Here is a 24,377-nt window from a genome sequence, read left to right as displayed (position 1 = left end):
CGTGCCCTGCCCTGAGAAAAAGTGATCAGGTACACGATAGTCGGCACAGAAAGTTTAAGTAACTAGCAAAACAGCTAGGTTTTTCCTTCGGATCAGTCTTCCAGCAGCCGGTAATGAGTGGCCCGTACCACCGCTTGCACCCGGTTCTTGGCCCCCAGTTTGTGCATGGCCGACGCCAGGTGCAGGGTAACCACTGCCAGGGAGCGGCTCAATTGCGTGGCGATTTCGGCGGCGGTCAGGCCGTCGGCGGCCCATTTCAGGCATTCGCGCTCACGCTTGGTCAGGCGGATATGCGGGTAGGAGCGCAGTTCCTTGCTGAAAAGCGGGTAGGCCGCTTCCTGCAAGGCGTGGGTAATCAGGCTGAATTCCGACAGCGTCTGGCGGGCGTCCTGCAACACGGCGCTGGCCTTGCCGGTGCGCAGGCCGGTCAGCGAGGCGAAGCCGCCACGGGGCAAATGGATCGGCACGCTGACGCCGCAGGTCATCTGGCGGTCGTGCAAGTAGCTGGAAACCGGGGCGTGGCAGGGGTCGATGATTTTTTGCAGCGCGGTATCGGCCTTGGCCTCGTAGGACCACACAAATGGTGAAACCGTCGACAGTGCGAGGTGTTGCACCGGATCGATCTGATAAAAGCCGGAACTGCACCACAGGTTGTACCAGTCGGGCGGGGTATTGCGCAGTTGCAGCACAGAAGGGGTGATCAGTGCACCATTATGGTCAATGGGCACGGGGGTGTAGTCGTAGACCAACGCATCAAAACCCAGGTCCTGGGCCAATACGAGGGTGTTGTCCATCTGTTCATCCAGGCTCCTGCCGGGGATGAGACGGTCATTAAACGCAGTTAGCCTGGCCAGCATCCGTTCTGCTCCCGATTTCATTTGAATCTCGTCTTGCTGCAAGTAGAATGCCACGCCCCGGCGAAGGACTGCCAGACCAAACCTATAAGAATTACCAGGTTATGGACACGCGGCATCCTCGGTAGTGTTGGCCTCTAAACGGCCACTCTCCACAGGGCCGACACACAACAAGGAATGTATGCATGTGGCGTGAAATTGCCCCCGACCAGCGGTACAACGTGCAGGTCGATGGCCACAACCTCGTGGCCTATAGCTTTGGCGAAGGCGATGAGGTGTTGCTGTGCCTCAATGGCGGCCCCGGGCTGCCTTGCGACTACTTGCGCGACGCCCATGGCTGGCTCAAGGACAACGGCCTGCGAGTGGTTGCATTCGACCAGCTTGGCACGGGCGCTTCAGCCAGACCGACCGATGTTTCGCTGTGGGAAATCAGCCGTTATGTCGAAGAAGTCGAAACCGTGCGCCAGGCCCTTGGCCTTGGCCGCGTGCACTTGCTGGGGCATTCCTGGGGCGGATGGCTGGGCATCGAGTACGCCATTCACTACCCCGATGCGCTGAAAAGCCTGATCCTGGAAAACACCGTCGGCGACATTCCGCACCTGTCCCTCGAGCTGGAACGCCTGCGCGGCGCCCTGGGCAGCGAAACCGTGGCGATGATGCAACGCCATGAAGCCATGGGCACCCTCGATCACCCGCAGTACCAGGCCGCGATTACCTTGCTTAACTACCGCCACGTCTGCCGCCTGGACGAATGGCCGGCGCCGGTCCAGCGTTCCCTCGGCGACTGGAACATGGGGCCCTACGAAACCATGCAGGGCCCCAACGAGTTTCTCTACATCGGCAACCTCAAGGACTGGAACCGCATCCCCGAGATGGCCGAGTTCAAGATGCCGATACTGATCACCACCGGGCAGCACGACGAACTGACCCCGGCCTGCGCCATGCGCATGAAAAGCGCGGCCCGGCACGCCGAGCTGCACGTGTTCCCCAACAGCAGCCATATGCCGTTTTACGAAGAGCCCCAGGCATACTTCCCGGTGCTGCTGGACTTCCTCGCTCGTCATCGAGGCTGACGGATGAACCTGGCGCGTTACCGTTTTGTGCTGTCCCGGCCGCTGCAATTGCTGCCGGTGCTGTTTGGCATCAGCCTGATCACCTTTGTGCTGGTGCGCTCGATTCCCGGCGACCCGGCGCGGGCCCTGCTGGGTTCGCGCAGCACCCCGGACGCCTTGCTGAAGATCCGCGCCCAGTATGGCCTCGACCAGCCGCTGTGGCTGCAATATTTCTACTTCCTGAAAAACCTGCTCAAGGGCGACCTCGGCCAGTCACTGCTGTACAAGGTCGACGCGCTGAAACTGATCGTCACCCGCATCGAGCCGACCCTGTTCCTGGTGCTCGGCAGTGTGCTGCTGGCGCTGTTGATCGCCGTGCCGCTGGCCACCGTGGCCGCGCGTAATAAATGTGGCTGGGCGGATAACCTGATCCGGCTGTTCACTACGGTGGGCCTGGGCATGCCGGCGTTCTGGCTGGGGTTGATGCTGATCCTGTTGCTCAGCGTGCAATGGGGCCTGTTCCCGGTCTCCGGGTATGGGCGCACCTGGCTGGACAAGGCGCACCACATGGTTCTGCCGTGCCTGACCATCGCCCTGGCGCTGTCGGCGGTGCTGGTGCGCAACCTGCGGGCGAGCATGTTGATGGAATTGCAGGCTGACCACGTTACCGCCGCCCGGGCGCGAGGTTTGTCGGAGGCGGCGGTGTTTCGTCGTCATGTGCTGCCCAATTCCCTGGTGCCGGCGGTGAACCTGCTGGCGGTGAACATTGGCTGGCTGATCAGCGGCACGGTGGTGATCGAAAGCCTGTTTGCGATTCCCGGCATCGGCCAATTGCTGGTGCGCGGCATCTTCACCCGCGACTACATGGTGGTGCAGGGCGTGGCGATGGTGCTGGCCTGTGCCACCGTGCTGGTCAACTTTGTTGCCGATGTGGTGACGGTCACGCTGGACCCGCGAGTGAAGATGCAATGAGCAGCCGCCCATTGATCGCCCCGTGGCGCCTGCGCCTGCGCTTCGGTTTTCGCAATGGCCGGCTGACGGCGGCCTGGGGCCTGTTGATTCTGCTGACATGGCTGGCGCTGGCCGTGTTCGCCCCCTGGATCGCACCCTTTGACCCGATTGCGCAAAACACCGACATCAGTTTGCTGGGTCCCAGCCAGGCCCATCCATTTGGCACGGACAACTACGGGCGAGACATCCTTTCGAGGGTGATCTGGGGCGCACGCATCGACCTGCAACTGGCGGTGGTCGGGGTGATCTTTCCGTTCCTGATCGGCACCTTCGTCGGTGCGGTGTCCGGCTACATCGGCGGGCGTTTCGACAGCTTCTGCATGCGGGTGATCGACGTGATCCTCGCGTTCCCTTTCCTGGTGCTGATGCTGGCGATCATGGCCATTCTCGGCCCGGGTTTGAAAAGCTTTTACATCGCCATGGCGCTGGTGGGCTGGGTGTCCTACGCGCGGCTGATCCGCTCGCAGATCCTGGTGCTCAAGGAAAGCGACTTCGCCCTGGCCGCCAAAAGCCTGGGCTTTGGCCATGGGCGCATTCTATTCCGGCATTTGTTGCCCAACGCGATGTTCGGTTCGATTGTGTTCTCGATGTCTGACGCAGTGCTGGTGCTGCTCAACGGCGCAGCGGTCAGCTACCTCGGCCTGGGCGTACAACCGCCGACCGCCGAGTGGGGCACCATGGTTGCCGAAGGCCAGGCGTTCATCACCACCGCCTGGTGGATTTGCACCTTCCCGGGCCTGGCCATCGTGACCCTGGCCATGGGCTTCAGCCTGCTGGCCGATGGTGTGGCGCAAGTGCTGGGGGATCGCTCATGAGCCTGTTGCAGGTGCAGGACCTGAGCGTCATCGCCAATAACACCGGGCGCGACGTAACGTTGGTGGACCGGGTGTCGTTCGACCTGGCCGAAGGTGAAATCCTCGGCCTGGTGGGCGAAAGCGGTTCGGGCAAGACCATGGCCTGTCGCGGGCTGATGCGCTTGCTGCCGTCCCCGAGCCTGCGGGTGCAGGGCGGTTCGGTGCGCCTGGCGGGCCAGGACCTTCTGCAGCTGGATGACGCCGGCATGCGCGCGGTACGCGGTGGGCAACTTGGGATGATTTTCCAGAACCCCAGCAGCCACCTCGACCCGTTGATGCGCATCGGCGAGCAGATCGCCGAAGGCATCCGACTGCACCAGGGCGCGTCGAAAAAGGAGGCGCGCTTGCAGGCTATCGAAGTGCTGCGCCAGGTCGGCATTCCCGATCCCCAGGCGCGGATCGACAATTACCCCCACGAGTTTTCCGGCGGCATGCGCCAGCGGGCAATGATCGCGGTGGCCCTTGGCTGCAATCCCAAGGTGCTGATTGCCGACGAACCGACCACCGCCCTCGACGTGACCGTGCAAGCCCAGATTCTGCGGCTGTTGCTGGACCTGCGGGACCAGCGTGGCCTGTCGATCATCATGATCACTCACGACCTGGGCGTGGTGGCGCAAACCTGCGACTCCATCGCCGTGATGTACGCCGGGCGCCTGTGCGAACACGGCAGCAAATACGAGCTGCTGGCACACCCGCAACACCCTTACACCGCCGGCCTGATCGAGTGCCAGCCCGCCACCAGCAGCGGCCACGCCCTGTTGCGCACCATCGCCGGCCAACCGCCATTGCTCGACGCATTGCCCAAGGGCTGCCGGTTCAACCCGCGCTGCCCGCAAGTCGGCAGCTTGTGCACCGAGCTGCTGCCGGAAGGCGCGCGGGTGGCCTGTCACTATCCCCTGGGAGTTCGCCCATGACGTTGTTGCAGGTGAATGACCTTGAGGTGCGTTTTGCCGCCGCCGGCAGCGGCCTGTTCGGCCTGAATAAACAGTGGGTGAGGGCGGTCAACGGGGTGTCGTTGACCCTGGCCGCCGGTGAAACACTGGGTTTGGTGGGCGAGTCCGGCAGCGGCAAAAGCACATTGGGGAGGGCGATCCTGCACCTCAACCCCATCAGCGCCGGGCAGGTGGTGTTTGACGGCATCGACATGGCCCACGCCGGGCCGGTCGATATCGCCCGTTTGCGGCACGAGACGGCGATGATCTTCCAGGATCCCTACGCGGCCCTGAACCCGCGGCTTACCGTCGGCGAAACCATCGCCGAAGTCCTGCGGGTGCAGCGCAAGGTGGCGTCGGAAAACATCCCACGCCGGGTCGACGAATTACTCGACCTCGTAGGCCTGCGCCCCGAGCTTGCCAGCCGCAAGCCCGGCTCCCTGAGCGGCGGCCAGTGCCAGCGCGTCGGCATTGCCCGGGCGCTGGCGGTGGAGCCGCGGCTGATCATCGCCGACGAATGCGTGGCTGCCCTGGATGTGTCGATCCAGGGCCAGATCATCAACCTGCTGCTGGAACTGCAACAGCGCATGAACCTGGCGATCCTGTTTATCGCCCACGACCTGGCCATCGTCCGCCGCCTGTGTGATCGGGTGGCGGTGATGTACCTGGGGAAAATCGTCGAGGAAGGCCCGGTGGAGGCAGTGTTCACCACGCCCCGTCACCCCTACACGGCGGCGTTGATCCAGGCGATCCCGGAGATTGATCCGTACCGCCCGCTGCCCAGCGAACTGTTGCCGGGCGAGCCGCCGAGCCCGCTGAAGCTGCCTAATGGTTGCGCCTTTCACCCGCGTTGCCGACATGCACGAGCCGTGTGTGCCGAGGTATTGCCGCCGACTCACGTTGTGCAAACGCATCGGTACAGTTGCGTGCTTGAAGAACCTTTGCTTTGAACCCTTCCTGCCGATCATGAACAACCGCCGTTATAGACAAGGAGTTATGACATGCAATCCCGTCACTTGAAGTTGCTCGCCGCCGCCACACTCACCGCCTGGTCGCTGACCGCCGGTATTGCCCACGCCGCAGGTGTGCTGACCATCGGCTGCCGCGAAGACAGCACCACGTTTGACCCGATCAAAAGCGCGCAGAACCGCGATACCTGGGTGTTCGCCAACGTCTACGACACCCTGGTGCGCGTGGACAACCTGGGCACCAAGATGGAACCGGGGCTGGCCGAAAGCTGGGACATTTCCAAGGACGGCCTGACGTACACCTTCAAACTGCGGGCCGCGAAGTTCTCGGATGGCTCGCCGATCACTGCTGACGATGCCGCCTTCAGCCTGTTGCGCATTCGCGACAACAAGGCCTCGCTGTGGAGCGACCCGTTCAGCCTGATCAACACCGCCAAGGCAGCTGATCCGCAGACGCTGGTCGTGACCTTGAAAACCCCGGCGGTCGCCTTCCTTTCGCAACTGGCTTCGCCGACGGTGTCGATCCTGTCGGAAAAAGCCATGACCAAGATGGGCGAAGACGCCTACTCGGAAAACCCGGTGACCTCCGGCGCGTTTACCGTGGACGAGTGGCGCAAGGGCGATCGGGTGATCCTGAAGAAGAACCCGAACTTCTGGCAGGCCAGCAACGTGAGCCTGGATGGCGTGGAGTGGGTCTCCGTCACCGACGACAACACCCGCATGCGCATGGTGCAGAACAACGAGCTGGACACGGCGATCTTCGTCCCGTTTTCCCGGGTTGAAGAGCTGAAAAAAGACAAGAACGTGGTGGTCCACTCCGACCCGTCCACCCGTGAAGATCACCTGTTGATCAACCACGCCCACGGCCTGCTGGCCAAGCCGGAAGTGCGCCAGGCGCTGGACATGGCCATCGATAAACAATCGCTGGTGAAAACCGCCACCTTCGGCCAGGGCACCGTGGCCTATTCCTACATTCCAAAAGGCTCGTTGTACCACTACGCCAACAACCTGCAACGCCCGTATGACCCGACCGAAGCCAAGAAGCTGCTGGCGGCTGCCGGCGCCCAGGATTTGAAGCTCAACTACGTGGTCAACGCCGGCAACGAAGCCGACGAGCAGATTGCGGTGATGATCAAGGATCAACTGGCCAAGGTCGGTGTGACGGCCAACCTGCAAAAGGTCGACCCGACCCAAAGCTGGCAGATGCTGGTGGACGGTGATTACGATATTTCGGTGATGTACTGGACCAACGACATCCTCGACCCGGACCAGAAGACCACCTTCGTGCTGGGCCACGACACCAATCAGAACTACATGACCCGCTACAAAAACGACAAGGTCAAGGACCTGGTGGCCGCGGCGCGGATCGAGGCGGACCCGGTCAAGCGTGAGCAGATGTACGTCGACCTGCAGAAAATGGCTAAACAGGATGTGAACTGGATCGACCTGTACTACAGCCCGTACATCAACATCTCACGCAAGAACGTCAGCAACTTCCTGCAAAACCCGCTGGGGCGCTTCACGCTTGAGGAAGTGGTGAAGAACTAAGTTCTAGAGATCACCGCAATACAAATGTGGGAGCGGGCTTGCTCGCGAAGGCGGTGGATCAGTCGATATCTCTGTTGACTGACACTCCGCCTTCGCGAGCAAGCCCGCTCCCACATTAGGTTGCACTGTGTTCCAGATAGTTATTGCGCGTCAAACGCCTGCCCATTGATGCCGGTACTGTCCGGCCCCATCAGGTACAGGTACACCGGCATGATTTCCTCCGGTGTCGGGTTATCGGTCGGGTTCTCCCCTGGATACGCCTGGGCCCGCATGCTGGTGCGGGTGGCGCCTGGGTTGATGCTGTTGGCGCGCACCGGTGCGACGTTGTCCAGCTCGTCCGCCAGGGTTTGCATCAGCCCTTCGGTGGCAAACTTCGACACCCCGTAAGCCCCCCAATAAGCCCGGCCCTTGCGGCCCACGCTGCTTGAGGTGAACACCACCGACGCATCCTGGGACAGCTTGAGCAGCGGCAACAGCGTGCTGGTCAGCATGAACATCGCGTTGACGTTCACATGCATCACCCGCATGAAGTTCTCGCCGGACAACTGCTCGATCGGTGTGCGCGGGCCGATGATCGAGGCGTTGTGCAGCAAACCGTCGAGGTGGCCGAACTCCTTTTCGATCATCGCTGCCAGCTCATCGTATTGATGGGGCAGGGCGGTCTCCAGGTTGAACGGGATCACCACCGGCTGCGGTTGGCCGGCGGCTTCGATTTCGTCGTAGACCTGGGCCAGGTTGGCTTCGGTCTTGCCCAGCAGCAGCACGGTGGCGCCGTGGGCAGCATAGGTTTTGGCCGCCGCTGCGCCAATCCCGCGACCGGCGCCGGTGACCAGGATGACCCGGCCCTTGAGCAGTTCTGGACGTGCGGAGTAATCAAACATAAACAACCTCGACAAAGTTCACAGAAAATCCATGTGATTGATTGCGGCTAAGGCTGGCCAAGGCTTCTGTGGCGAGGGAGCTTGCTCCCGTTGGGTTGCGAAGCAGCCCCAGCTTTTCGCGACTGCTGCGCAGTCGAACGGGAGCAAGCTCCCTCGCCACAAAGTTGCAGCAACCTCAGGCAGTCCCGATCAGCAGCTGCACAGCGCGCTGTCCAGCACTTTGCGCAATTCCAGCGGGTGATCCACCACCACATCGGCACCCCAGTTGCGCGGGTTGTCGTCCGGGTGGATATAGCCGTAGGTGACCGCCGCGGTACGAGTGCCGGCGTCGCGGCCCGACTCGATGTCCCGCAGGTCATCCCCCACGAACAGCACGCTGGCCGGGTCCAGGTCGAGCATCTTGCACGCCAGGATCAACGGTTCCGGGTCTGGCTTGCTGTTCTTCACGTGGTCCGGGCAGATCAGCAGCGCGGAGCGCTCGGCCAGGCCCAGCTGCTGCATGATCGGTTCGGCAAAGCGCAGTGGCTTGTTGGTGACCACGCCCCAGATCAGCCTGGATTTCTCGATATCCACCAGCAGCTCTTCCATGCCCTCGAACAGCTTGCTGTGGATCGCGCAGCCCTTGAGGTAACGCTCGAGGAATTCCTGGCGCAGCTCTTCAAAGCCCGGGGACTCGGGGTCCATGGAAAAGGTCACGGCGACCATCGCCCGGGCGCCGCCGGAGATTTCATCGCGGATGTGCTGGTCGTTGATCGGTGCCAGGCCGCGGTCAGCGCGCATGGCCTGGCAGATGGCGATAAAGTCTGGCGCGGTGTCCAGCAGGGTACCGTCCATGTCGAAAAGAACCGCTCGCAACTTCACAGGCTTACTCCTCGCGCAGGGTCTGGATCATGTAGTTGACGTCAACGTCGCTGGCCAGCTTGTAGTGCTTGGTCAGCGGGTTGTAGGTCAAGCCGATGATGTCCTTGACGGTCAGCCCGGCCTGACGGCTCCAGGCGCCCAGCTCGGAAGGGCGGATGAATTTCTTGAAGTCATGGGTGCCGCGGGGCAGCAGCTTCATGATGTATTCGGCACCGATGATCGCGAACAGGTACGCCTTCGGATTGCGGTTGATGGTGGAGAAGAACACCTGGCCACCGGGCTTGACCATGCGGAAGCAGGCGCGGATCACCGAGGACGGGTCCGGCACGTGCTCGAGCATTTCCAGGCAAGTGACCACGTCGAACTGCCCGGGCATCTCTTCGGCCAGCTCTTCGGCGGTGATCTGCCGGTATTCGACGTTCACGCCGGACTCCAGTTGGTGCAACTGGGCCACGGCCAATGGCGCTTCGCCCATGTCGATACCCATCACGGTGGCGCCGCGCTGGGCCATGGATTCACTGAGGATCCCGCCGCCGCAACCCACATCCAGTACCTTCTTGCCGGCCAGGTTGACGCGCTCGTCAATCCAGTTGACCCGCAGCGGGTTGATGTCGTGCAGGGGTTTGAACTCGCTTTCGCGGTCCCACCAGCGATGGGCGAGGGCTTCGAATTTGGCGATTTCAGCGTGGTCGACGTTGCTCATGGGGAATCCTCTAAATCTGATAAAACGTTTTGCCGGCCCTGGCATGCGTTGCCAGGGCGGGTGTTATTCGCTGTGTCCGCTGATGCGCTGGCCCCAGGCGATGGCCGTGGCGCACAACTGTTGTTCATCCAGGCGGGTCAGTTGCCGGTCGTCGAGCAATTGCTTGCCGCCGACCCAAAGGTGTTTCACACAATCGCGTCCGGTGGCATATATAAGCTGTGAGACCGGATCGTAGATCGGTTGTTGCGCCAGGCCCGACAGGTCGAAGGCCACGATGTCAGCGGCCTTGCCGACCTCCAGCGAGCCGATTTGACTTTCCAGGCCCATGGCCCGGGCGCCGTTGAGGGTGGCCATGCGCAGGGCGCGGTGGGCATCCAGGGCGGTGGCCGAGCCGGCGACGGCCTTGGCCAGCAGCGCGGCGGTGCGGGTCTCGCCCAGCAGGTCGAGGTCATTGTTACTGGCCGAGCCGTCGGTGCCTACTGCCACATTGACGCCGGCTTGCCACAGGCGTTCCACCGGGCAGAAGCCGCTGGCCAGCTTCAGGTTGGATTCCGGGCAATGGATCACGCTAGTGTTGCTTTCTACCAGCAAAGTCAGGTCGTCATCGCTGATTTGGGTCATGTGAACGGCCTGGAAGCGCGGCCCCAGCAAACCCAGGCGGCCAAGCCGTGCCAGCGGGCGTTCACCACGCTGTTCAACGGACTGCTGCACTTCGAAGGCGGTTTCATGCACGTGCATGTGGATCGAGGCGTCCAGTTCCTCGGCGATCACCCGGATTTTTTCCAGGTTTTCATCGCAGACGGTGTACGGCGCGTGCGGGCCGAAGGTGATTTTGATCCGTGGGTGATGCTTGAGGTCGCCGAACAGCTCGACGCCCTGGCGAATCGCCTCGTCGGCGTCAGCAGCGCCGGGAATCGGGAAATCCAGGATCGGGATGGCGATTTGCGCACGCATGCCGCTGTTGTGCACCCGTTCGCTGGCGACTTTCGGGAAGAAGTACATGTCCGAGAAACACGTGATGCCGCCCTTGATCTGCTCGGCGATGGCCAGGTCAGTGCCGTCGCGGACGAAGGCTTCGTCGACCCACTTGGCCTCGGCGGGCCAGATGTGGTTTTCCAGCCAGGTCATCAGCGGCAGGTCGTCGGCCAGGCCGCGAAACAGCGTCATGGCCGCGTGGCCGTGGGCGTTGATCAGGCCGGGGCTGAGCAGCATGCCCGGCAGTTCACGCACTTCGCTCGCTGCGAGCTTCAAGGCCGCGGCGCGTGGGCCGATAAACGCAATGCACCCGTCACGAATGCCCAGGGCGTGCTCCTTGAGCACTACGCCGGCAGGCTCGACAGGTACCAGCCAGGTGGGCAGCAGCAATAAGTCGAGCGGGGCGGCAGTCGGTGTCATCGAGGGCAGTTTCCCAGGCATCTATAAAGAACGGCGAAGTATACCCGAGCGTCCTGGCTGGCGGATCGCTATAATCGGCGGCTTTTGTTCATGAGTGCGGGGTGAGGGATGCGCGATCGACTTTTGGCTGCGGAGAAAGTGAAGGCCATCGACTGGCGTGATGGCGCACTGTACCTGCTCGATCAGCGTATTTTGCCGTCTGCAGAAACCTGGGTCGCCTGCACCAGTGCTGCCGAGGTGGCCGAGGCCATTCGCACGATGGTGGTGCGCGGTGCGCCGGCCATTGGCATCAGTGCGGCGTATGGCCTGGTGTTGGCCGCTCGTGCCCACATCGCCGAGGGCGATGACTGGCAGGCCGCCTGGGAAGAGGACTACGCGCTGCTGGCGGATACCCGCCCGACCGCGTCGAATCTTTTCTGGGCCATGAAGCGCATGCGCGATTGCCTCGACCGCCTCAAGAAACACGCCGACCCGCTGGCGGTACTGGAAGCCGAGGCGGTGGCCATTCACCAAAGTGATCGCGAAGCCAACCTGACCATGGCGCAGCTGGGTGTAGAGCTGATCCGCAAGCATCAGGGCAATGTCCAGGCGATCCTGACCCATGGCAATGCGGGTGCGCTGGCCACGGGCGGCGTGGGTACGGCACTCGGCGTGATTCGCGGGGCGTTTCTGGAAGGCATGGTGGAGCGGGTCTACGCCAACGAAACCCGGCCCTGGCTGCAAGGTTCGCGGCTGACGGCCTGGGAATTGGCCAATGAAGGCATTCCGGTCACCGTTAATGCCGATTCGGCTGGCGCGCATATTCTCAAGACCAAGGGCGTGACCTGGGTGATCGTCGGTGCCGACTGCATTGCGGCCAACGGTGACGTGGTCAGCAAGATCGGTACCTATCAGCTGGCGGTGTGCGCCATGCATCACGGCGTGCGTTTCATGGTGGTGGCGCCCAGCTCAACCATCGACCTGATGGCGGCCAGCGGTGATGACGTGCCGCTTGAAGAGCGCGACGCCCGTGAACTGCTGGAAGTCGGCGGCACCCGCGTAGCCGCTGATGTAGACGCCTTCAACCCGGTGTTCGACGTGACGCCGGCGGACCTGATTGATGTGATCGTCACTGAAAAAGGCATCGTCGAACGCCCCGACACGGCGAAGTTGGCGCAACTGATGTGTCGTAAACGCCTGCATTGAGGCAATTTGCCCGCAAAAATCCCCTTGGATCCAGCTCTAAGGCCCTCTCGTCGCCGTCAAGCCTGTCATCCGTCAACTTACTATGCTCCATGCGCATCAGGGGGATAGGTGCGTGGCGGCGATTGTGATAACATCCGGCGGTTTCCAGGGTCACCCCAAGGGGTAACCTTTAATGCGCAGATCCGTGTCATAACTCGTTGATTTGTCGTAAGTCGTTGCCAGGCATCATGCCGGCAGCGGCGAGCTTCGTTCGTCCCATAGGATGTGACGAGGTTTCACCCGAAAAAGGAATCAGGCTTCTCATGGGCGAACTGGCCAAAGAAATCCTCCCGGTCAATATCGAAGACGAGCTGAAACAGTCCTACCTCGACTACGCGATGAGCGTAATTGTCGGTCGGGCACTGCCTGATGCGCGCGATGGCTTGAAGCCCGTGCACAGGCGTGTGCTGTTCGCGATGAGCGAGCTGGGTAACGACTGGAACAAGCCGTACAAGAAATCTGCCCGTGTTGTCGGTGACGTGATCGGTAAGTATCACCCTCACGGCGACACTGCGGTGTACGACACCATCGTTCGGATGGCCCAGCCGTTTTCCCTGCGCTACCTGCTGGTAGACGGCCAGGGCAACTTCGGTTCGGTCGACGGCGACAACGCTGCGGCCATGCGATACACCGAAGTGCGCATGACCAAGCTGGCGCACGAGCTGCTGGCTGACCTGCACAAGGAAACCGTGGACTGGGTGCCGAACTACGACGGCACCGAAATGATCCCGGCGGTCATGCCGACCCGTATTCCCAACCTGTTGGTCAACGGCTCCAGCGGTATCGCCGTGGGCATGGCCACCAACATCCCGCCACACAACCTCGGTGAAGTCATCGACGGTTGCCTGGCCCTCATCGACAACCCCGAGCTGACCGTCGATGAGCTGATGCAGTACATCCCGGGTCCGGACTTCCCGACCGCCGCGATCATCAACGGTCGCGCCGGCATCATCGAAGCCTACCGTACCGGTCGCGGCCGCATTTACATGCGTGCCCGCTCGATCATCGAAGACATCGACAAGGTCGGTGGCCGTCAGCAGATCGTCATCACCGAACTCCCTTACCAGTTGAACAAGGCGCGTCTGATCGAGAAGATCGCCGAGCTGGTTAAAGAGAAGAAGCTGGAAGGCATCACCGAGCTGCGCGACGAGTCTGACAAGGACGGTATGCGCGTGGTGATCGAGCTGCGTCGTGGCGAAGTGCCTGAGGTGATCCTCAACAACCTCTACGCCCAGACCCAGCTGCAAAGCGTATTCGGTATCAACGTGGTAGCGCTGATCGACGGCCGCCCGCGCATCCTGAACCTCAAGGATCTGCTGGAAGCCTTCGTGCGTCACCGCCGCGAAGTGGTAACCCGCCGTACCGTATTCGAACTGCGCAAGGCCCGTGAACGCGGCCACATCCTGGAAGGCCAGGCTGTTGCGCTGTCGAACATCGACCCGGTCATCGCCCTGATCAAGGCTTCGCCGACGCCGTCGGAAGCCAAGGAAGCGCTGATCAAGATGCCGTGGGAATCCAGCGCCGTAGTAGCGATGGTGGAACGTGCCGGTGCCGATTCGTGCCGTCCGGAGACCCTGGACCCACAATACGGCCTGCGCGACGGCAAGTATTTCCTGTCCCCGGAACAGGCCCAGGCCATTCTGGAACTGCGTCTGCACCGTCTGACCGGCCTGGAACACGAGAAACTGCTGGCCGAGTACCAGGAGATCCTCAACCAGATCGGCGAGCTGATCCGCATCCTCAACAGCGCCGTGCGCCTGATGGAAGTGATCCGCGAAGAACTGGAAGTGATCCGCGCCGAATACGGCGATGTGCGCCGCACCGAAATTCTCGACGCCCGTCTCGACCTGACCCTGGGTGACATGATCCCGGAAGAGGATCGCGTCGTGACCATTTCCCACGGTGGCTATGCCAAGACCCAGCCTCTGGCGGCGTACCAGGCCCAGCGTCGTGGCGGTAAAGGCAAATCGGCTACCGGCGTCAAGGATGAGGACTACATCGCTCACCTGCTGGTTGCCAACAGCCACACCACGCTGCTGCTGTTCTCCAGCAAGGGCAAGGTGTACTGGCTGAAAACCTACGAAATCCCGGAGGCGTCCCGCGCTGCCCGTGGTCGTCCGTTGGTCAACCTGCTGCCGCTGGACAGTGATGAATACATCACCACCATGCTGCCGGTAGACGAGTACACCGAAGGTCACTTCATCTTCATGGCCACTGCGAAAGGCACCGTGAAGAAGACCCCGCTGGAATCCTTCAGCCGTCAACGCAGCGTGGGCCTGATCGCCCTCGAACTGGACGAAGGCGACGTATTGATCAGCGCGGCCATCACCGACGGCGAGCGTGAAGTCATGCTGTTCTCCGACGGCGGCAAGGTCACGCGCTTCAAGGAATCCGACGTTCGTGCCATGGGCCGTACCGCCCGCGGTGTGCGCGGCATGCGTCTGCCGGAAGGGCAGAAGCTGATTTCGATGCTGATCCCGGAAGAAGGCAGCGAGATCCTCACTGCATCGGCCCGCGGCTACGGCAAGCGTACGGCCATCAGCGAGTTCCCCGAGTACAAGCGTGGCGGCCAGGGCGTTATCGCCATGGTCAGCAACGATCGCAACGGCCGCCTGGTCGGCGCGGTCCAGGTGCTGGATGGTGAGGAAATCATGCTGATTTCCGACCAGGGCACCCTGGTACGTACCCGGGTCGATGAAGTGTCGAGCCTGGGGCGTAACACCCAGGGCGTGACCTTGATCAAGCTGGCCAGCGACGAAACCCTGGTAGGCCTGGAGCGTGTCCAGGAGCCATCGGAAGTCGAAGGCGAGGAGCTGGAAGGTGAAGAGGGGATTGCACTCGAGGGGCAAGTGATCGGCGATGCCGATGACGGCGTCGACGAGCCAACACTCGACGCTGCCGCAGACGAAGAAGAACCGCAGGAATAAGCGGACACACAGGGGGCGGATGAAGATTCGCCCCCTTGTTGTTTGTCTCGTTTGAAATACGACGCCGCGCCGCTCTTGTAGGAGCCGGCTTGCCGGCGATGGCATCAACTCGATTCAAGTGAAGCACCGAGTCGTTTGCATCGCTGGCAAGCCAGCTCCTACAGGGTTCCGCGTTGCGGGATGTTGATTGCAGTCCCACCAGATCAGAGAGATTGGATGTGAGCAAGAGAGCCTATAACTTCTGTGCCGGTCCCGCGGCGCTTCCTGAAGCAGTCCTGCAGCGCGCGCAGGGTGAACTCCTCGACTGGCATGGAAAAGGCCTCTCCGTGATGGAAATGAGCCATCGCAGCGATGAGTTCGTGTCCATTGCCACCAAGGCCGAGCAGGATATGCGCGACTTGCTGGACATCCCGTCCGATTACAAAGTGCTGTTCCTGCAGGGTGGTGCGAGCCAGCAGTTCGCCCAGATTCCGCTGAACCTGCTGCCGGAAGACGGCACTGCGGACTATATCGACACCGGTATCTGGGGGCAGAAGGCCATTGAAGAGGCCTCCCGTTACGGTCACGTCAATGTGGCAGGCACGGCCAAGCCCTACGACTACTTCGCCATCCCCGGTCAGAACGAGTGGAAGCTGTCGAAAGACGCGGCCTATGTTCACTACGTGGCAAACGAAACCATCGGCGGCCTGGAGTTCGACTGGGTGCCGGAAGTGGGTGATGTCCCGCTGGTCTGCGACATGTCCTCGGACATCCTCTCGCGCCCGATCGATGTGTCCAAGTACGGCATGATCTACGCCGGTGCACAGAAGAACATCGGCCCGAGCGGCATTCTGGTCAACATTGTCCGTGAAGACCTGTTGGGTCGTGCGCGTTCGCTGTGCCCGACCATGCTCAACTACAAGGTCGCGGCCGATAACGGCTCGATGTACAACACCCCGCCGGCCTTCGCCTGGTACTTGTCGGGCCTGGTGTTCGAATGGCTGAAAGAGCAGGGCGGCGTGGCTGCCATGGGCAAGCTCAACGAAGAGAAGAAACGTACCCTGTACGACTTCATCGACGCCAGCGGCCTGTACAGCAACCCGATCAACCTGACCGACCGTTCGTGGATGAACGTGCCGTTCCGCCTGGCGGATGATCGCCTGGACAAGCCTTTCCTCGCCGGCGCCGACGAGCGCGGCCTGTTGAACCTCAAGGGCCACCGTTCGGTAGGTGGCATGCGCGCCTCCATCTATAACGCTGTCGATATCCACGCCGTCAAGGCGCTGGTGGCTTACATGGCAGAGTTCGAAAAGGAACACGGCTAATGTCTGAGCAAGAACTCAAGGCCCTGCGCGTACGCATTGACAGCCTGGACGAGAAAGTCCTGGAACTGATCAGTGAGCGCGCGCGGTGCGCCCAGGAAGTTGCACGGGTGAAGATGGCTTCCCTGGCTGAAGGCGAAGTGCCGGTATTCTACCGTCCGGAGCGTGAAGCCCAGGTGCTCAAGCGCGTGATGGAACGCAACAAGGGCCCGTTGGGCAACGAAGAGATGGCGCGGTTGTTCCGTGAAATCATGTCTTCGTGCCTGGCACTGGAGCAGCCGCTGAAAGTGGCTTACCTGGGCCCGGAAGGCACCTTCACTCAAGCCGCGGCCATGAAGCACTTCGGTCACGCGGTGATCAGCAAGCCAATGGCTGCGATCGACGAAGTGTTCCGTGAAGTGGCCGCCGGGGCGGTGAATTTTGGCGTGGTGCCGGTGGAAAACTCCACCGAAGGTGCCGTCAACCACACCCTCGACAGTTTTCTTGAGCACGACATGGTGATCTGCGGCGAAGTCGAGCTGCGTATTCACCACCACTTGCTGGTGGGCGAAAACACCAAGACCGACAGCATCAGCCGCATCTACTCCCACGCCCAGTCCCTGGCCCAGTGCCGCAAGTGGCTGGACGCGCACTACCCGAATGTGGAGCGCGTGGCGGTGTCCAGCAACGCCGAAGCGGCGAAGCGGGTCAAGGGTGAGTGGAACTCGGCGGCGATTGCCGGCGACATGGCTGCCGGCCTGTATGGGCTGACGCGCCTGGCCGAGAAAATCGAGGATCGCCCGGATAACTCCACGCGCTTCCTGATGATCGGCAGCCAGGAAGTGCCGCCGACCGGCGACGACAAGACGTCGATCATCGTCTCCATGAGCAACAAGCCCGGCGCGCTGCATGAGCTGCTGGTGCCGTTCCACGACAACGGGATTGACCTGACGCGAATCGAGACTCGTCCTTCGCGCAGCGGTAAATGGACTTATGTGTTCTTTATCGACTTCGTCGGCCATCACCGCGACCCTCTGGTCAAGGGTGTGCTCGAGAAAATCAGTCAGGAAGCCGTGGCACTCAAGGTGCTGGGCTCCTACCCGAAAGCGGTTTTGTGAGGCTTTAACATGAGTGGCAACTTCCTCGCCCTGGCGCAGCCGGGCGTGCAACAACTGTCGCCTTACGTTCCGGGCAAGCCTGTGGACGAGTTGGCGCGCGAGTTGAACCTGGATCCGTCGAAGATCGTAAAGCTGGCCAGTAACGAAAACCCGATGGGCCCAAGCCCCAAGGTGCTGGCCGCGATTCGTGAGGCGCTGGCCGAGCTGACCCGTTATCCCGATGGTAACGGCTTTGAGCTCAAGTCCCTGCTGGCGAAAAACTGCCGCGTTGATATCAGCCAGGTGACCCTGGGTAACGGCTCCAACGATATTCTGGAGCTGGTCGGCCGTGCCTATCTGGCGCCGGGCTTGAACGCGGTGTTCAGCGAGCATGCATTTGCGGTCTATCCGATCGTCACTCAGGCCGTTGGCGCCGAGGCGCGTGTGATTCCTGCGAGAGACTGGGGTCATGACCTGCCAGCCATGCTGGCGGCCATCGATGACAATACTCGTGTCGTGTTTATCGCCAACCCGAACAACCCGACCGGCACCTGGTTCAGCGCCGAGGTGCTGGATAACTTCCTGCAGGACGTGCCGGAGCATGTACTGGTGGTGCTGGACGAGGCATACATCGAGTACGCCGAAGGCAGCGACTTGCCGGACGGCCTGGACTTCCTCGCGGCTTATCCGAACCTGCTGGTCTCGCGCACGTTCTCCAAGGCTTATGGCCTGGCGTCGCTGCGGGTTGGCTACGGCTTGTCCACTGCGGTGGTGGCCGATGTGTTGAACCGTGTGCGCCAGCCATTCAACGTCAACAGCCTCGCGCTGGCGGCGGCTTGTGCTGCGGTGCAGGACACCGAGTACCTGGAAGAAGGCCGTCGCCTCAACGAAAGCGGCATGCTGCAATTGCAGGAAGGTTTCCGTGAGCTGGGCCTGGGCTGGATTCCGTCCAAGGGCAACTTCATCTGCGTCGACCTCGGCCAAGTGGCGGCTCCTGTGTTCCAGGGCTTGCTGCGCGAGGGTGTGATCGTGCGTCCGGTGGCCAATTACGGCATGCCGAACCACCTGCGCATCACCATCGGTCTGCCTGCTGAAAACAGCCGCTTCCTCGAAGCGCTGGCCAAGGTTCTGGCTCGTGGTTGATGTCACTGCATTGCAACCTGCTGTACCTATGATCGGTCGCCTGGTGGTGGTCGGTCTGGGATTGATCGGCGGCTCCTTTGCGAAGGGCCTGCGGGAAAGCGGCCTGTGTGGCGAAGTGGTCGGTGTGGACCTGGACCCGCAATCGCGCAAGTTGGCGGTGGAGTTGGGTGTGGTGGACCGTTGCGAGGCTGATCTCGCTGTAGCCTGCCAGGGCGCGGATGTCATTCAGCTGGCGGTGCCGATCCTGGCCATGGAGAAGTTGCTGGCGCTGTTGGCCGGCATGGATCTGGGCCAGGCAATCCTGACCGATGTCGGCAGTGCCAAGGGCAATGTGGTGCGTGCGGCGCGGCTGGCCTTTGGTGGCATGCCTGCGCGGTTTGTGCCTGGGCATCCGATTGCCGGGTCCGAGCAGAGCGGGGTGGAGGCGTCCAATGCGCAGCTGTTCCGTCGCCATAAAGTGATTCTGACACCGCTGGATGAAACCGATCCTGCGGCACTGGCCGTGGTGGATCGGCTCTGGCGCGAGCTGGGGGCGGATGTCGAGCATATGCAGGTCGAGCGCCACGATGAAGTGCTGGCAGCGACCAGCCATCTGCCGCATTTGCTCGCATTTGGCCTGGTGGATTCGCTGGCCAAGCGCAACGAGAACCTCGAGATTTTCCGCTACGCCGCCGGTGGTTTCCGCGACTTTACCCGGATCGCCGGTAGTGATCCGGTGATGTGGCACGACATCTTCCTTGCCAACCGCGATGCGGTGTTGCGCACCCTGGACACGTTCCGCAGCGACCTCGACGCCTTGCGCGACGCGGTCGATGCTGGCGACGGGCACCAGTTGTTGGGCGTGTTCACCCGTGCGCGGGTGGCACGGGAGCATTTCAGCAAGATTCTGGCGCGTCGGGCCTATATGGATGCTGCAGTAAACGCGGATGACCTGGTGTTTCTCGCCAGTCCCGGTGGCCGCTTGAGCGGGCAGATCCGCGTGCCTGGGGATAAGTCGATCTCCCATCGCTCGATCATGCTCGGTTCTCTGGCGGACGGTGTCACTGAAGTCGAAGGTTTTCTGGAGGGTGAGGACGCCCTGGCGACCTTGCAGGCGTTCCGCGACATGGGCGTGGTGATTGAAGGCCCGCACCATGGGCGCGTCACCATCCACGGGGTTGGCCTGCATGGCTTGAAGCCGGCGCCAGGTCCGATCTATCTCGGTAACTCCGGCACCTCCATGCGGTTGTTGTCCGGTTTGCTGGCGGCCCAGCGCTTCGACAGTGTGTTGACGGGGGACGCCTCGCTGTCCAAGCGCCCGATGAATCGCGTGGCCAAGCCATTGCGCGCAATGGGTGCGGTGATCGAGACCGGGCCGGAAGGGCGTCCGCCGCTGACCATTCGCGGTGGCCAGGCACTTAAGGGGCTGACCTACGCATTACCGATGGCCAGCGCTCAGGTCAAGTCCTGCCTGTTGTTAGCCGGGTTGTATGCCGAGGGTAAAACCTCGATTACCGAACCGGCGCCGACCCGCGACCATACCGAGCGGATGTTGCGCGGTTTTGGGTATCCGGTGGAAGTGGCGGGCGCTACGGCTGCGGTCGAGTCGGGCCATGCGTTGACCGCGACCCATATTGAGGTGCCTGGGGATATTTCCTCTTCGGCGTTCTTTCTGGTGGCGGCGTCGATTGCCGAAGGCTCCGAGCTGTTGCTTGAACATGTGGGTATCAATCCGACCCGTACCGGCGTGATCGATATCCTGCGACTGATGGGCGCTGACATCACCCTGGAAAACCAACGAGAAGTGGGTGGTGAGCCGGTCGCTGATTTGCGTGTTCGTGCGGCGCCGTTGAAGGGGATCGAGATTCCTGAAGCCCTGGTCCCGCTGGCTATCGATGAGTTCCCGGTGTTGTTCGTGGCTGCGGCGTGCGCCGAAGGCCGGACGGTATTGCGTGGGGCAGAGGAGCTGCGGGTCAAGGAGTCCGACCGGATCCAGGTCATGGCCGACGGTCTGCTTGCGCTGGGCGTGAAGTGTGAACCGACACCTGATGGGATTATTATCGATGGTGGCGTGATCGGCGGTGGTGAAGTCCACGCCCATGGCGATCACCGGATTGCCATGGCCTTCAGCGTGGCTTCCCTGCGAGCGGCTGCGCCGATTCGTATCCATGACTGCGCCAACGTGGCTACGTCTTTTCCGAATTTTCTTACACTGTGTGCCCAAGTCGGCATCCGTGTTGCCCAAGAGGCTCAATTGTGAATATCAAAGCACCGGTGATTACCATCGACGGGCCAAGTGGCTCGGGCAAGGGCACGATCGCCGGCATCCTGGCCAAGCGCCTGGGCTGGTGCCTGCTGGATTCCGGGGCGCTGTACCGCTTGCTGGCCTTTGCCGCCCGCAACCATGGCGTCGACCTGACCAACGAAGAATCGCTGAAGCTGCTGGCTGCGCATCTTGACGTGCAGTTCGTCGGGGCGACCGAAGGTCATCCCCAGCGCATCATCCTGGAAGGGGACGATGTGACCGACGACCTGCGTAACGAGCAGGTCGGCTCCTGGGCTTCCCAGGTCGCCGCATTGCCGGCGGTGCGCGATGCTTTGCTGCAGCGCCAGCGGGCTTTCCAGGAGCCGCCGGGTCTTGTGGCCGATGGCCGCGACATGGGCACGGTGGTCTTTCCCGAGGCGCCGCTGAAGATTTTCCTCACGGCCAGCGCCGAGGAGCGGGCCCGTCGCCGTTACTTGCAGTTGAAGGGCAAAGTCGATGGTGTTAGTCTGTCGAGTCTGCTAGATGAGATCCGTGCACGCGATGAGCGTGATACCCAGCGTGCGGTAGCCCCGCTCAAGCCGGCGGCTGACGCCATACAGCTGGATTCCACGGAGTTGTCCATCGAGCAGGTGCTGGAACGCATCTTGAGTGAAATCGCCATTCGCGATATCGCCGGGTGATCAAGAAGGCCGCAGGGGACCAGTCATAGTCCTGCGGTGGCTTCTTTTAACTGAAACTGACCCACACCGTCTGGGGTGTGGAGATGGGCGTATTCTTCGCCCTTATCAACAGGAATTAAAATGAGCGAAAGCTTTGCGGAACTCTTTGAAGAAAGCCTAAAAACCCTGAACCTTCAGGCAGGCTCCATCATCACCGGTGTTATCGTTGATATCGATTACCAAGCTCGCTGGGTAACCGTTCACGCTGGTCTGAAGTCTGAAGCTCTGATCCCGCTGGAACAGTTCTACAACGATGCTGGTGACCTGACTATCAATGTCGGTGACGAAGTTCACGTTGCTCTGGACTCGGTTGAAGACGGTTTCGGTGAAACCAAGCTGTCCCGTGAAAAAGCCAAGCGCGCTGAATGCTGGATTGTTCTCGAAGCAGCCTTCGCAGCTGAAGAAGTGGTCAAGGGCGTTATCAACGGTAAGGTTAAGGGCGGCTTCACTGTCGACGTTAACGGCATCCGTGCGTTCCTGCCAGGTTCTTTGGTCGACGTTCGTCCTGTGCGCGACACCACGCACCTGGAAGGCAAGGAACTCGAATTCAAGGTCATCAAGCTCGACCAGAAGCGCAACAACGTTGTCGTTTCCCGTCGCAGCGTCCTGGAAGCAGAGAACTCCGCCGAGCGTGAAGCTCTGCTGGAATCCCTGCAGGAAGGCCAACAAGTCAAAGGTATCGTCAAGAACCTCACCGATTACGGCGCATTCGTCGATCTGGGTGGCGTCGATGGCCTGCTGCACATTACCGACATGGCTTGGAAGCGTATCAAGCATCCATCGGAAATCGTCAACGTCGGCGACGAGATCGATGTCAAGGTTCTGAAGTACGATCGTGAGCGCAACCGTGTCTCCCTGGGCTTGAAGCAGCTGGGCGAAGATCCATGGGTCGCTATCAAGGCTCGTTACCCAGAAAGCACTCGCGTCACCGCGCGTGTTACCAACCTGACCGACTACGGCTGCTTCGCAGAGCTGGAAGAAGGCGTGGAAGGCCTGGTACACGTTTCCGAAATGGACTGGACCAACAAGAACATCCACCCTTCGAAAGTCGTACAAGTCGGCGACGAAGTGGAAGTTATGGTTCTGGACATCGACGAAGAGCGTCGTCGTATCTCCCTCGGCATCAAGCAGTGCAAATCTAACCCATGGGAAGATTTCTCTGGCCAGTTCAACAAGGGCGATAAAATCTCCGGCACCATCAAGTCGATCACCGATTTCGGTATCTTCATTGGTCTGGACGGCGGCATCGACGGTCTGGTTCACCTGTCCGACATCTCCTGGAACGAAGTTGGCGAAGAAGCTGTTCGTCGTTTCAAGAAGGGCGACGAGCTGGACACCGTTATCCTGTCGGTTGACCCAGAGCGCGAGCGCATCTCCCTGGGTATCAAGCAACTGGAAAGCGATCCGTTCTCCGAGTACGTTCAAGAGAACGACAAAGGCGCAATCGTTAAAGGCATCGTGAAGGAAGTTGACGCTAAAGGCGCCATCATCACTCTGGCCGACGATATCGAAGCGACTCTGAAAGCCTCCGAAATCAGCCGTGACCGCGTTGAAGACGCGCGCAACGTTCTGAAAGAAGGCGAAGAAGTAGAAGCCAAGATCATCAGCGTTGACCGCAAGAGCCGCGTAATCCAGCTCTCCATCAAGTCGAAAGACGATGCTGAAGAGAAAGAAGCCATCCAGAGCCTGCGCGACAAGCCAGCTACCTCTGAGCCTTCTGCTGGTCCTACCACTCTGGGCGACCTGCTGCGTGCACAAATGGAAAAGCAGAACTAAGTTCTGTCAGACCATAGAAAAAGGGCGACTTCGGTCGCCCTTTTTTGTGCCTGGGATTTGGTGTTGTGTGCAACGTCGCCTTGGTGTTCTGCAGGTGGAACGCTGTGGTCGCGCTGGCAGCGCATCGGCTCCTGCAGGCTCTATCTGGCAGTGATCGCCATGGAGTGGCTTCAGTGAAGCTGAGCGGCGGCTAGCGGCCGTGCGGCCCAATGCCAACTCTCATCGAGTTACGCCCCAACTCTTTGAATATAAGTCAATACTTGGGCTGTTCAAATTCCTCCGGTCATGCTAAAACCTTCGAAGCGCTTTTCCTAGCTGCTTGAAAAAGAAGGGAAAAATATGACGAAGTCGGAGTTGATCGAACGAATTGTCACCCATCAAGGGCTGCTCTCATCCAAGGATGTGGAGCTGGCCATCAAGACCATGCTTGAGCAGATGTCCCAATGTCTGGCTACCGGCGATCGGATTGAAATTCGTGGGTTTGGTAGCTTCTCGCTGCACTATCGTGCGCCTCGTGTGGGTCGCAACCCAAAAACCGGGCAGTCCGTCAGCCTTGACGGCAAGTTCGTGCCTCATTTCAAGCCGGGCAAGGAATTGCGCGATCGGGTGAACGAAGACGAAGAAGAAAGCGTCTGAGTGTTTTTGGGGTAGGAGAAGGTTATGCGTGGGGTTAAGCGCGTTGTTCTGGTGCTGGCTATGCTAATTGTAGTGCTGGCAGTGTTGGGGTTCGTGCTGGAAAACCAGCAGGGCGCGTCTCTTTCATTCCTGGGCTGGGTGACCGGGCAGATGCCGGTGTCGGTGTTTGTGGTCGTGGCCTTGATAATTGGAATGCTGCTGGGACCGCTGTTTAGTGTCATCGTTGGGTGGGGCCGACGTCAAAAGTCCATGCCCGCAAGGCGTGGGTAGA

21 protein-coding genes are annotated in these 24,377 nt (G+C 61.1%); 16 read left to right on the top strand and 5 right to left on the bottom strand.

Going from position 1 to position 24,377, the window contains the following annotated elements; translation table 11 throughout:
* Positions 1–92 precede the first annotated feature (92 nt).
* Positions 93–857 (bottom strand): LuxR family transcriptional regulator, encoded by a 765-nt coding sequence (locus HX801_RS24035; RefSeq protein ID WP_008437673.1) that lies wholly within the window; start codon positions 855–857, stop codon positions 93–95.
* Between the two features lie 182 nt (positions 858–1,039).
* Here HX801_RS24035 and HX801_RS24030 point away from each other — a divergent pair, with 182 nt between their 5' ends.
* The 6 genes from HX801_RS24030 to HX801_RS24005 are packed head-to-tail and all read left to right on the top strand — an operon-like array spanning position 1,040 to position 7,219.
* Positions 1,040–1,927, top strand: coding sequence for a proline iminopeptidase-family hydrolase (locus tag HX801_RS24030; RefSeq protein WP_008437674.1), 888 nt, complete (start codon positions 1,040–1,042; stop codon positions 1,925–1,927).
* A gap of 3 nt (positions 1,928–1,930) precedes the next feature.
* Positions 1,931–2,878: an ABC transporter permease gene (locus tag HX801_RS24025; protein ID WP_177022871.1), complete on the top strand. Its 948-nt coding sequence runs from the start codon at positions 1,931–1,933 to the stop codon at positions 2,876–2,878.
* Complete coding sequence (locus tag HX801_RS24020) at positions 2,875–3,732, top strand: ABC transporter permease (protein WP_003218837.1); 858 nt, start codon at positions 2,875–2,877, stop codon at positions 3,730–3,732. The genes HX801_RS24025 and HX801_RS24020 overlap by 4 nt, the downstream gene beginning before the upstream one ends.
* A complete protein-coding gene (locus HX801_RS24015; protein ID WP_102368420.1) occupies positions 3,729–4,685 on the top strand; it encodes an ABC transporter ATP-binding protein in 957 nt (318 codons plus the stop codon). Before HX801_RS24020 ends, HX801_RS24015 begins: the two co-directional genes overlap by 4 nt.
* The gene (locus tag HX801_RS24010; RefSeq protein WP_177022870.1) at positions 4,682–5,653 is read left to right on the top strand and encodes an ABC transporter ATP-binding protein; all 972 of its coding nucleotides are present in this window, start codon (positions 4,682–4,684) and stop codon (positions 5,651–5,653) included. The genes HX801_RS24015 and HX801_RS24010 overlap by 4 nt, the downstream gene beginning before the upstream one ends.
* A gap of 51 nt (positions 5,654–5,704) precedes the next feature.
* The gene (locus tag HX801_RS24005) at positions 5,705–7,219 is read left to right on the top strand and encodes an ABC transporter substrate-binding protein (RefSeq protein WP_008437683.1); all 1,515 of its coding nucleotides are present in this window, start codon (positions 5,705–5,707) and stop codon (positions 7,217–7,219) included.
* 140 nt (positions 7,220–7,359) lie between these two features.
* On the opposite strand, the gene HX801_RS24000 is transcribed toward HX801_RS24005, so the two are convergent.
* From HX801_RS24000 to HX801_RS23985, 4 genes are all read right to left on the bottom strand, one after another.
* A complete protein-coding gene (locus HX801_RS24000) occupies positions 7,360–8,100 on the bottom strand; it encodes a YciK family oxidoreductase (protein ID WP_003218829.1) in 741 nt (246 codons plus the stop codon).
* Between the two features lie 189 nt (positions 8,101–8,289).
* Positions 8,290–8,961 (bottom strand): N-acetylmuramic acid 6-phosphate phosphatase MupP, encoded by a 672-nt coding sequence (mupP, locus tag HX801_RS23995; RefSeq protein ID WP_003218827.1) that lies wholly within the window; start codon positions 8,959–8,961, stop codon positions 8,290–8,292.
* A gap of 4 nt (positions 8,962–8,965) precedes the next feature.
* On the bottom strand, positions 8,966–9,664 hold the full coding sequence (ubiG, locus tag HX801_RS23990; RefSeq protein ID WP_003218825.1) for a bifunctional 2-polyprenyl-6-hydroxyphenol methylase/3-demethylubiquinol 3-O-methyltransferase UbiG: 699 nt from the start codon (positions 9,662–9,664) through the stop codon (positions 8,966–8,968).
* Between the two features lie 63 nt (positions 9,665–9,727).
* Positions 9,728–11,059 (bottom strand): TRZ/ATZ family hydrolase, encoded by a 1,332-nt coding sequence (locus HX801_RS23985; RefSeq protein ID WP_177022869.1) that lies wholly within the window; start codon positions 11,057–11,059, stop codon positions 9,728–9,730.
* Between the two features lie 108 nt (positions 11,060–11,167).
* On the opposite strand from HX801_RS23985, the gene mtnA reads away from it, so the two are divergent.
* The 10 genes from mtnA to HX801_RS23935 all read left to right on the top strand — a co-directional run bounded on the left by mtnA (position 11,168) and on the right by HX801_RS23935 (position 24,376).
* The gene (gene mtnA / locus HX801_RS23980) at positions 11,168–12,244 is read left to right on the top strand and encodes an S-methyl-5-thioribose-1-phosphate isomerase (RefSeq protein ID WP_087693679.1); all 1,077 of its coding nucleotides are present in this window, start codon (positions 11,168–11,170) and stop codon (positions 12,242–12,244) included.
* A gap of 302 nt (positions 12,245–12,546) precedes the next feature.
* Positions 12,547–15,210, top strand: coding sequence for a DNA gyrase subunit A (gyrA, locus tag HX801_RS23975; protein WP_003218817.1), 2,664 nt, complete (start codon positions 12,547–12,549; stop codon positions 15,208–15,210).
* A 218-nt stretch (positions 15,211–15,428) separates the two neighbouring features.
* Positions 15,429–16,514 carry a 3-phosphoserine/phosphohydroxythreonine transaminase gene (gene serC / locus HX801_RS23970; protein WP_003218814.1) on the top strand — a complete coding sequence of 362 codons (1,086 nt, stop codon included), beginning with the start codon at positions 15,429–15,431 and terminating at the stop codon, positions 16,512–16,514.
* A complete protein-coding gene (gene pheA, locus HX801_RS23965; RefSeq protein ID WP_003218812.1) occupies positions 16,514–17,608 on the top strand; it encodes a prephenate dehydratase in 1,095 nt (364 codons plus the stop codon). The genes serC and pheA overlap by 1 nt, the downstream gene beginning before the upstream one ends.
* A gap of 9 nt (positions 17,609–17,617) precedes the next feature.
* Positions 17,618–18,730, top strand: coding sequence for a histidinol-phosphate transaminase (hisC, locus tag HX801_RS23960; RefSeq protein ID WP_177022868.1), 1,113 nt, complete (start codon positions 17,618–17,620; stop codon positions 18,728–18,730).
* Between the two features lie 28 nt (positions 18,731–18,758).
* Entirely contained in the window at positions 18,759–20,969 is a 2,211-nt protein-coding gene (locus HX801_RS23955) for a bifunctional prephenate dehydrogenase/3-phosphoshikimate 1-carboxyvinyltransferase (RefSeq protein ID WP_256344294.1), read from the top strand.
* Positions 20,966–21,655: a (d)CMP kinase gene (gene cmk, locus HX801_RS23950; protein WP_003172653.1), complete on the top strand. Its 690-nt coding sequence runs from the start codon at positions 20,966–20,968 to the stop codon at positions 21,653–21,655. The genes HX801_RS23955 and cmk overlap by 4 nt, the downstream gene beginning before the upstream one ends.
* Before the next feature lie 120 nt (positions 21,656–21,775).
* Positions 21,776–23,470, top strand: a complete 1,695-nt coding sequence (gene rpsA / locus HX801_RS23945) for a 30S ribosomal protein S1 (RefSeq protein WP_003218806.1) — start codon at positions 21,776–21,778, stop codon at positions 23,468–23,470.
* A gap of 339 nt (positions 23,471–23,809) precedes the next feature.
* A complete protein-coding gene (gene ihfB, locus HX801_RS23940; protein ID WP_008437689.1) occupies positions 23,810–24,106 on the top strand; it encodes an integration host factor subunit beta in 297 nt (98 codons plus the stop codon).
* A gap of 24 nt (positions 24,107–24,130) precedes the next feature.
* Positions 24,131–24,376: a lipopolysaccharide assembly protein LapA domain-containing protein gene (locus tag HX801_RS23935; protein WP_008437692.1), complete on the top strand. Its 246-nt coding sequence runs from the start codon at positions 24,131–24,133 to the stop codon at positions 24,374–24,376.
* Position 24,377: the final 1 nt, after the last annotated feature.

The sequence above is a fragment of the Pseudomonas sp. G1002 genome, from assembly GCF_013385455.1.
Taxonomy (GTDB): Bacteria; Pseudomonadota; Gammaproteobacteria; order Pseudomonadales; family Pseudomonadaceae; genus Aquipseudomonas.
The sequence above is the reverse complement of the archived record's forward strand: the minus strand, read 5'-3'. Positions and strand labels throughout refer to the sequence as shown.

Bases quoted from the DNA above. Each gene is read 5' to 3' on its own strand.
- HX801_RS24035 (WP_008437673.1), bottom strand. From the start codon at position 857: ATGCTGGCCAGGCTAACTGCGTTTAATGACCGTCTCATCCCCGGCAGG.
- HX801_RS24030 (WP_008437674.1), top strand. From the start codon at position 1,040: ATGTGGCGTGAAATTGCCCCCGACCAGCGGTACAACGTGCAGGTCGAT.
- HX801_RS24025 (WP_177022871.1), top strand. From the start codon at position 1,931: ATGAACCTGGCGCGTTACCGTTTTGTGCTGTCCCGGCCGCTGCAATTG.
- HX801_RS24020 (WP_003218837.1), top strand. From the start codon at position 2,875: ATGAGCAGCCGCCCATTGATCGCCCCGTGGCGCCTGCGCCTGCGCTTC.
- HX801_RS24015 (WP_102368420.1), top strand. From the start codon at position 3,729: ATGAGCCTGTTGCAGGTGCAGGACCTGAGCGTCATCGCCAATAACACC.
- HX801_RS24010 (WP_177022870.1), top strand. From the start codon at position 4,682: ATGACGTTGTTGCAGGTGAATGACCTTGAGGTGCGTTTTGCCGCCGCC.
- HX801_RS24005 (WP_008437683.1), top strand. From the start codon at position 5,705: ATGCAATCCCGTCACTTGAAGTTGCTCGCCGCCGCCACACTCACCGCC.
- HX801_RS24000 (WP_003218829.1), bottom strand. From the start codon at position 8,100: ATGTTTGATTACTCCGCACGTCCAGAACTGCTCAAGGGCCGGGTCATC.
- ubiG (WP_003218825.1), bottom strand. From the start codon at position 9,664: ATGAGCAACGTCGACCACGCTGAAATCGCCAAATTCGAAGCCCTCGCC.
- HX801_RS23985 (WP_177022869.1), bottom strand. From the start codon at position 11,059: ATGACACCGACTGCCGCCCCGCTCGACTTATTGCTGCTGCCCACCTGG.
- mtnA (WP_087693679.1), top strand. From the start codon at position 11,168: ATGCGCGATCGACTTTTGGCTGCGGAGAAAGTGAAGGCCATCGACTGG.
- gyrA (WP_003218817.1), top strand. From the start codon at position 12,547: ATGGGCGAACTGGCCAAAGAAATCCTCCCGGTCAATATCGAAGACGAG.
- pheA (WP_003218812.1), top strand. From the start codon at position 16,514: ATGTCTGAGCAAGAACTCAAGGCCCTGCGCGTACGCATTGACAGCCTG.
- hisC (WP_177022868.1), top strand. From the start codon at position 17,618: ATGAGTGGCAACTTCCTCGCCCTGGCGCAGCCGGGCGTGCAACAACTG.
- HX801_RS23955 (WP_256344294.1), top strand. From the start codon at position 18,759: ATGATCGGTCGCCTGGTGGTGGTCGGTCTGGGATTGATCGGCGGCTCC.
- rpsA (WP_003218806.1), top strand. From the start codon at position 21,776: ATGAGCGAAAGCTTTGCGGAACTCTTTGAAGAAAGCCTAAAAACCCTG.
- ihfB (WP_008437689.1), top strand. From the start codon at position 23,810: ATGACGAAGTCGGAGTTGATCGAACGAATTGTCACCCATCAAGGGCTG.
- HX801_RS23935 (WP_008437692.1), top strand. From the start codon at position 24,131: ATGCGTGGGGTTAAGCGCGTTGTTCTGGTGCTGGCTATGCTAATTGTA.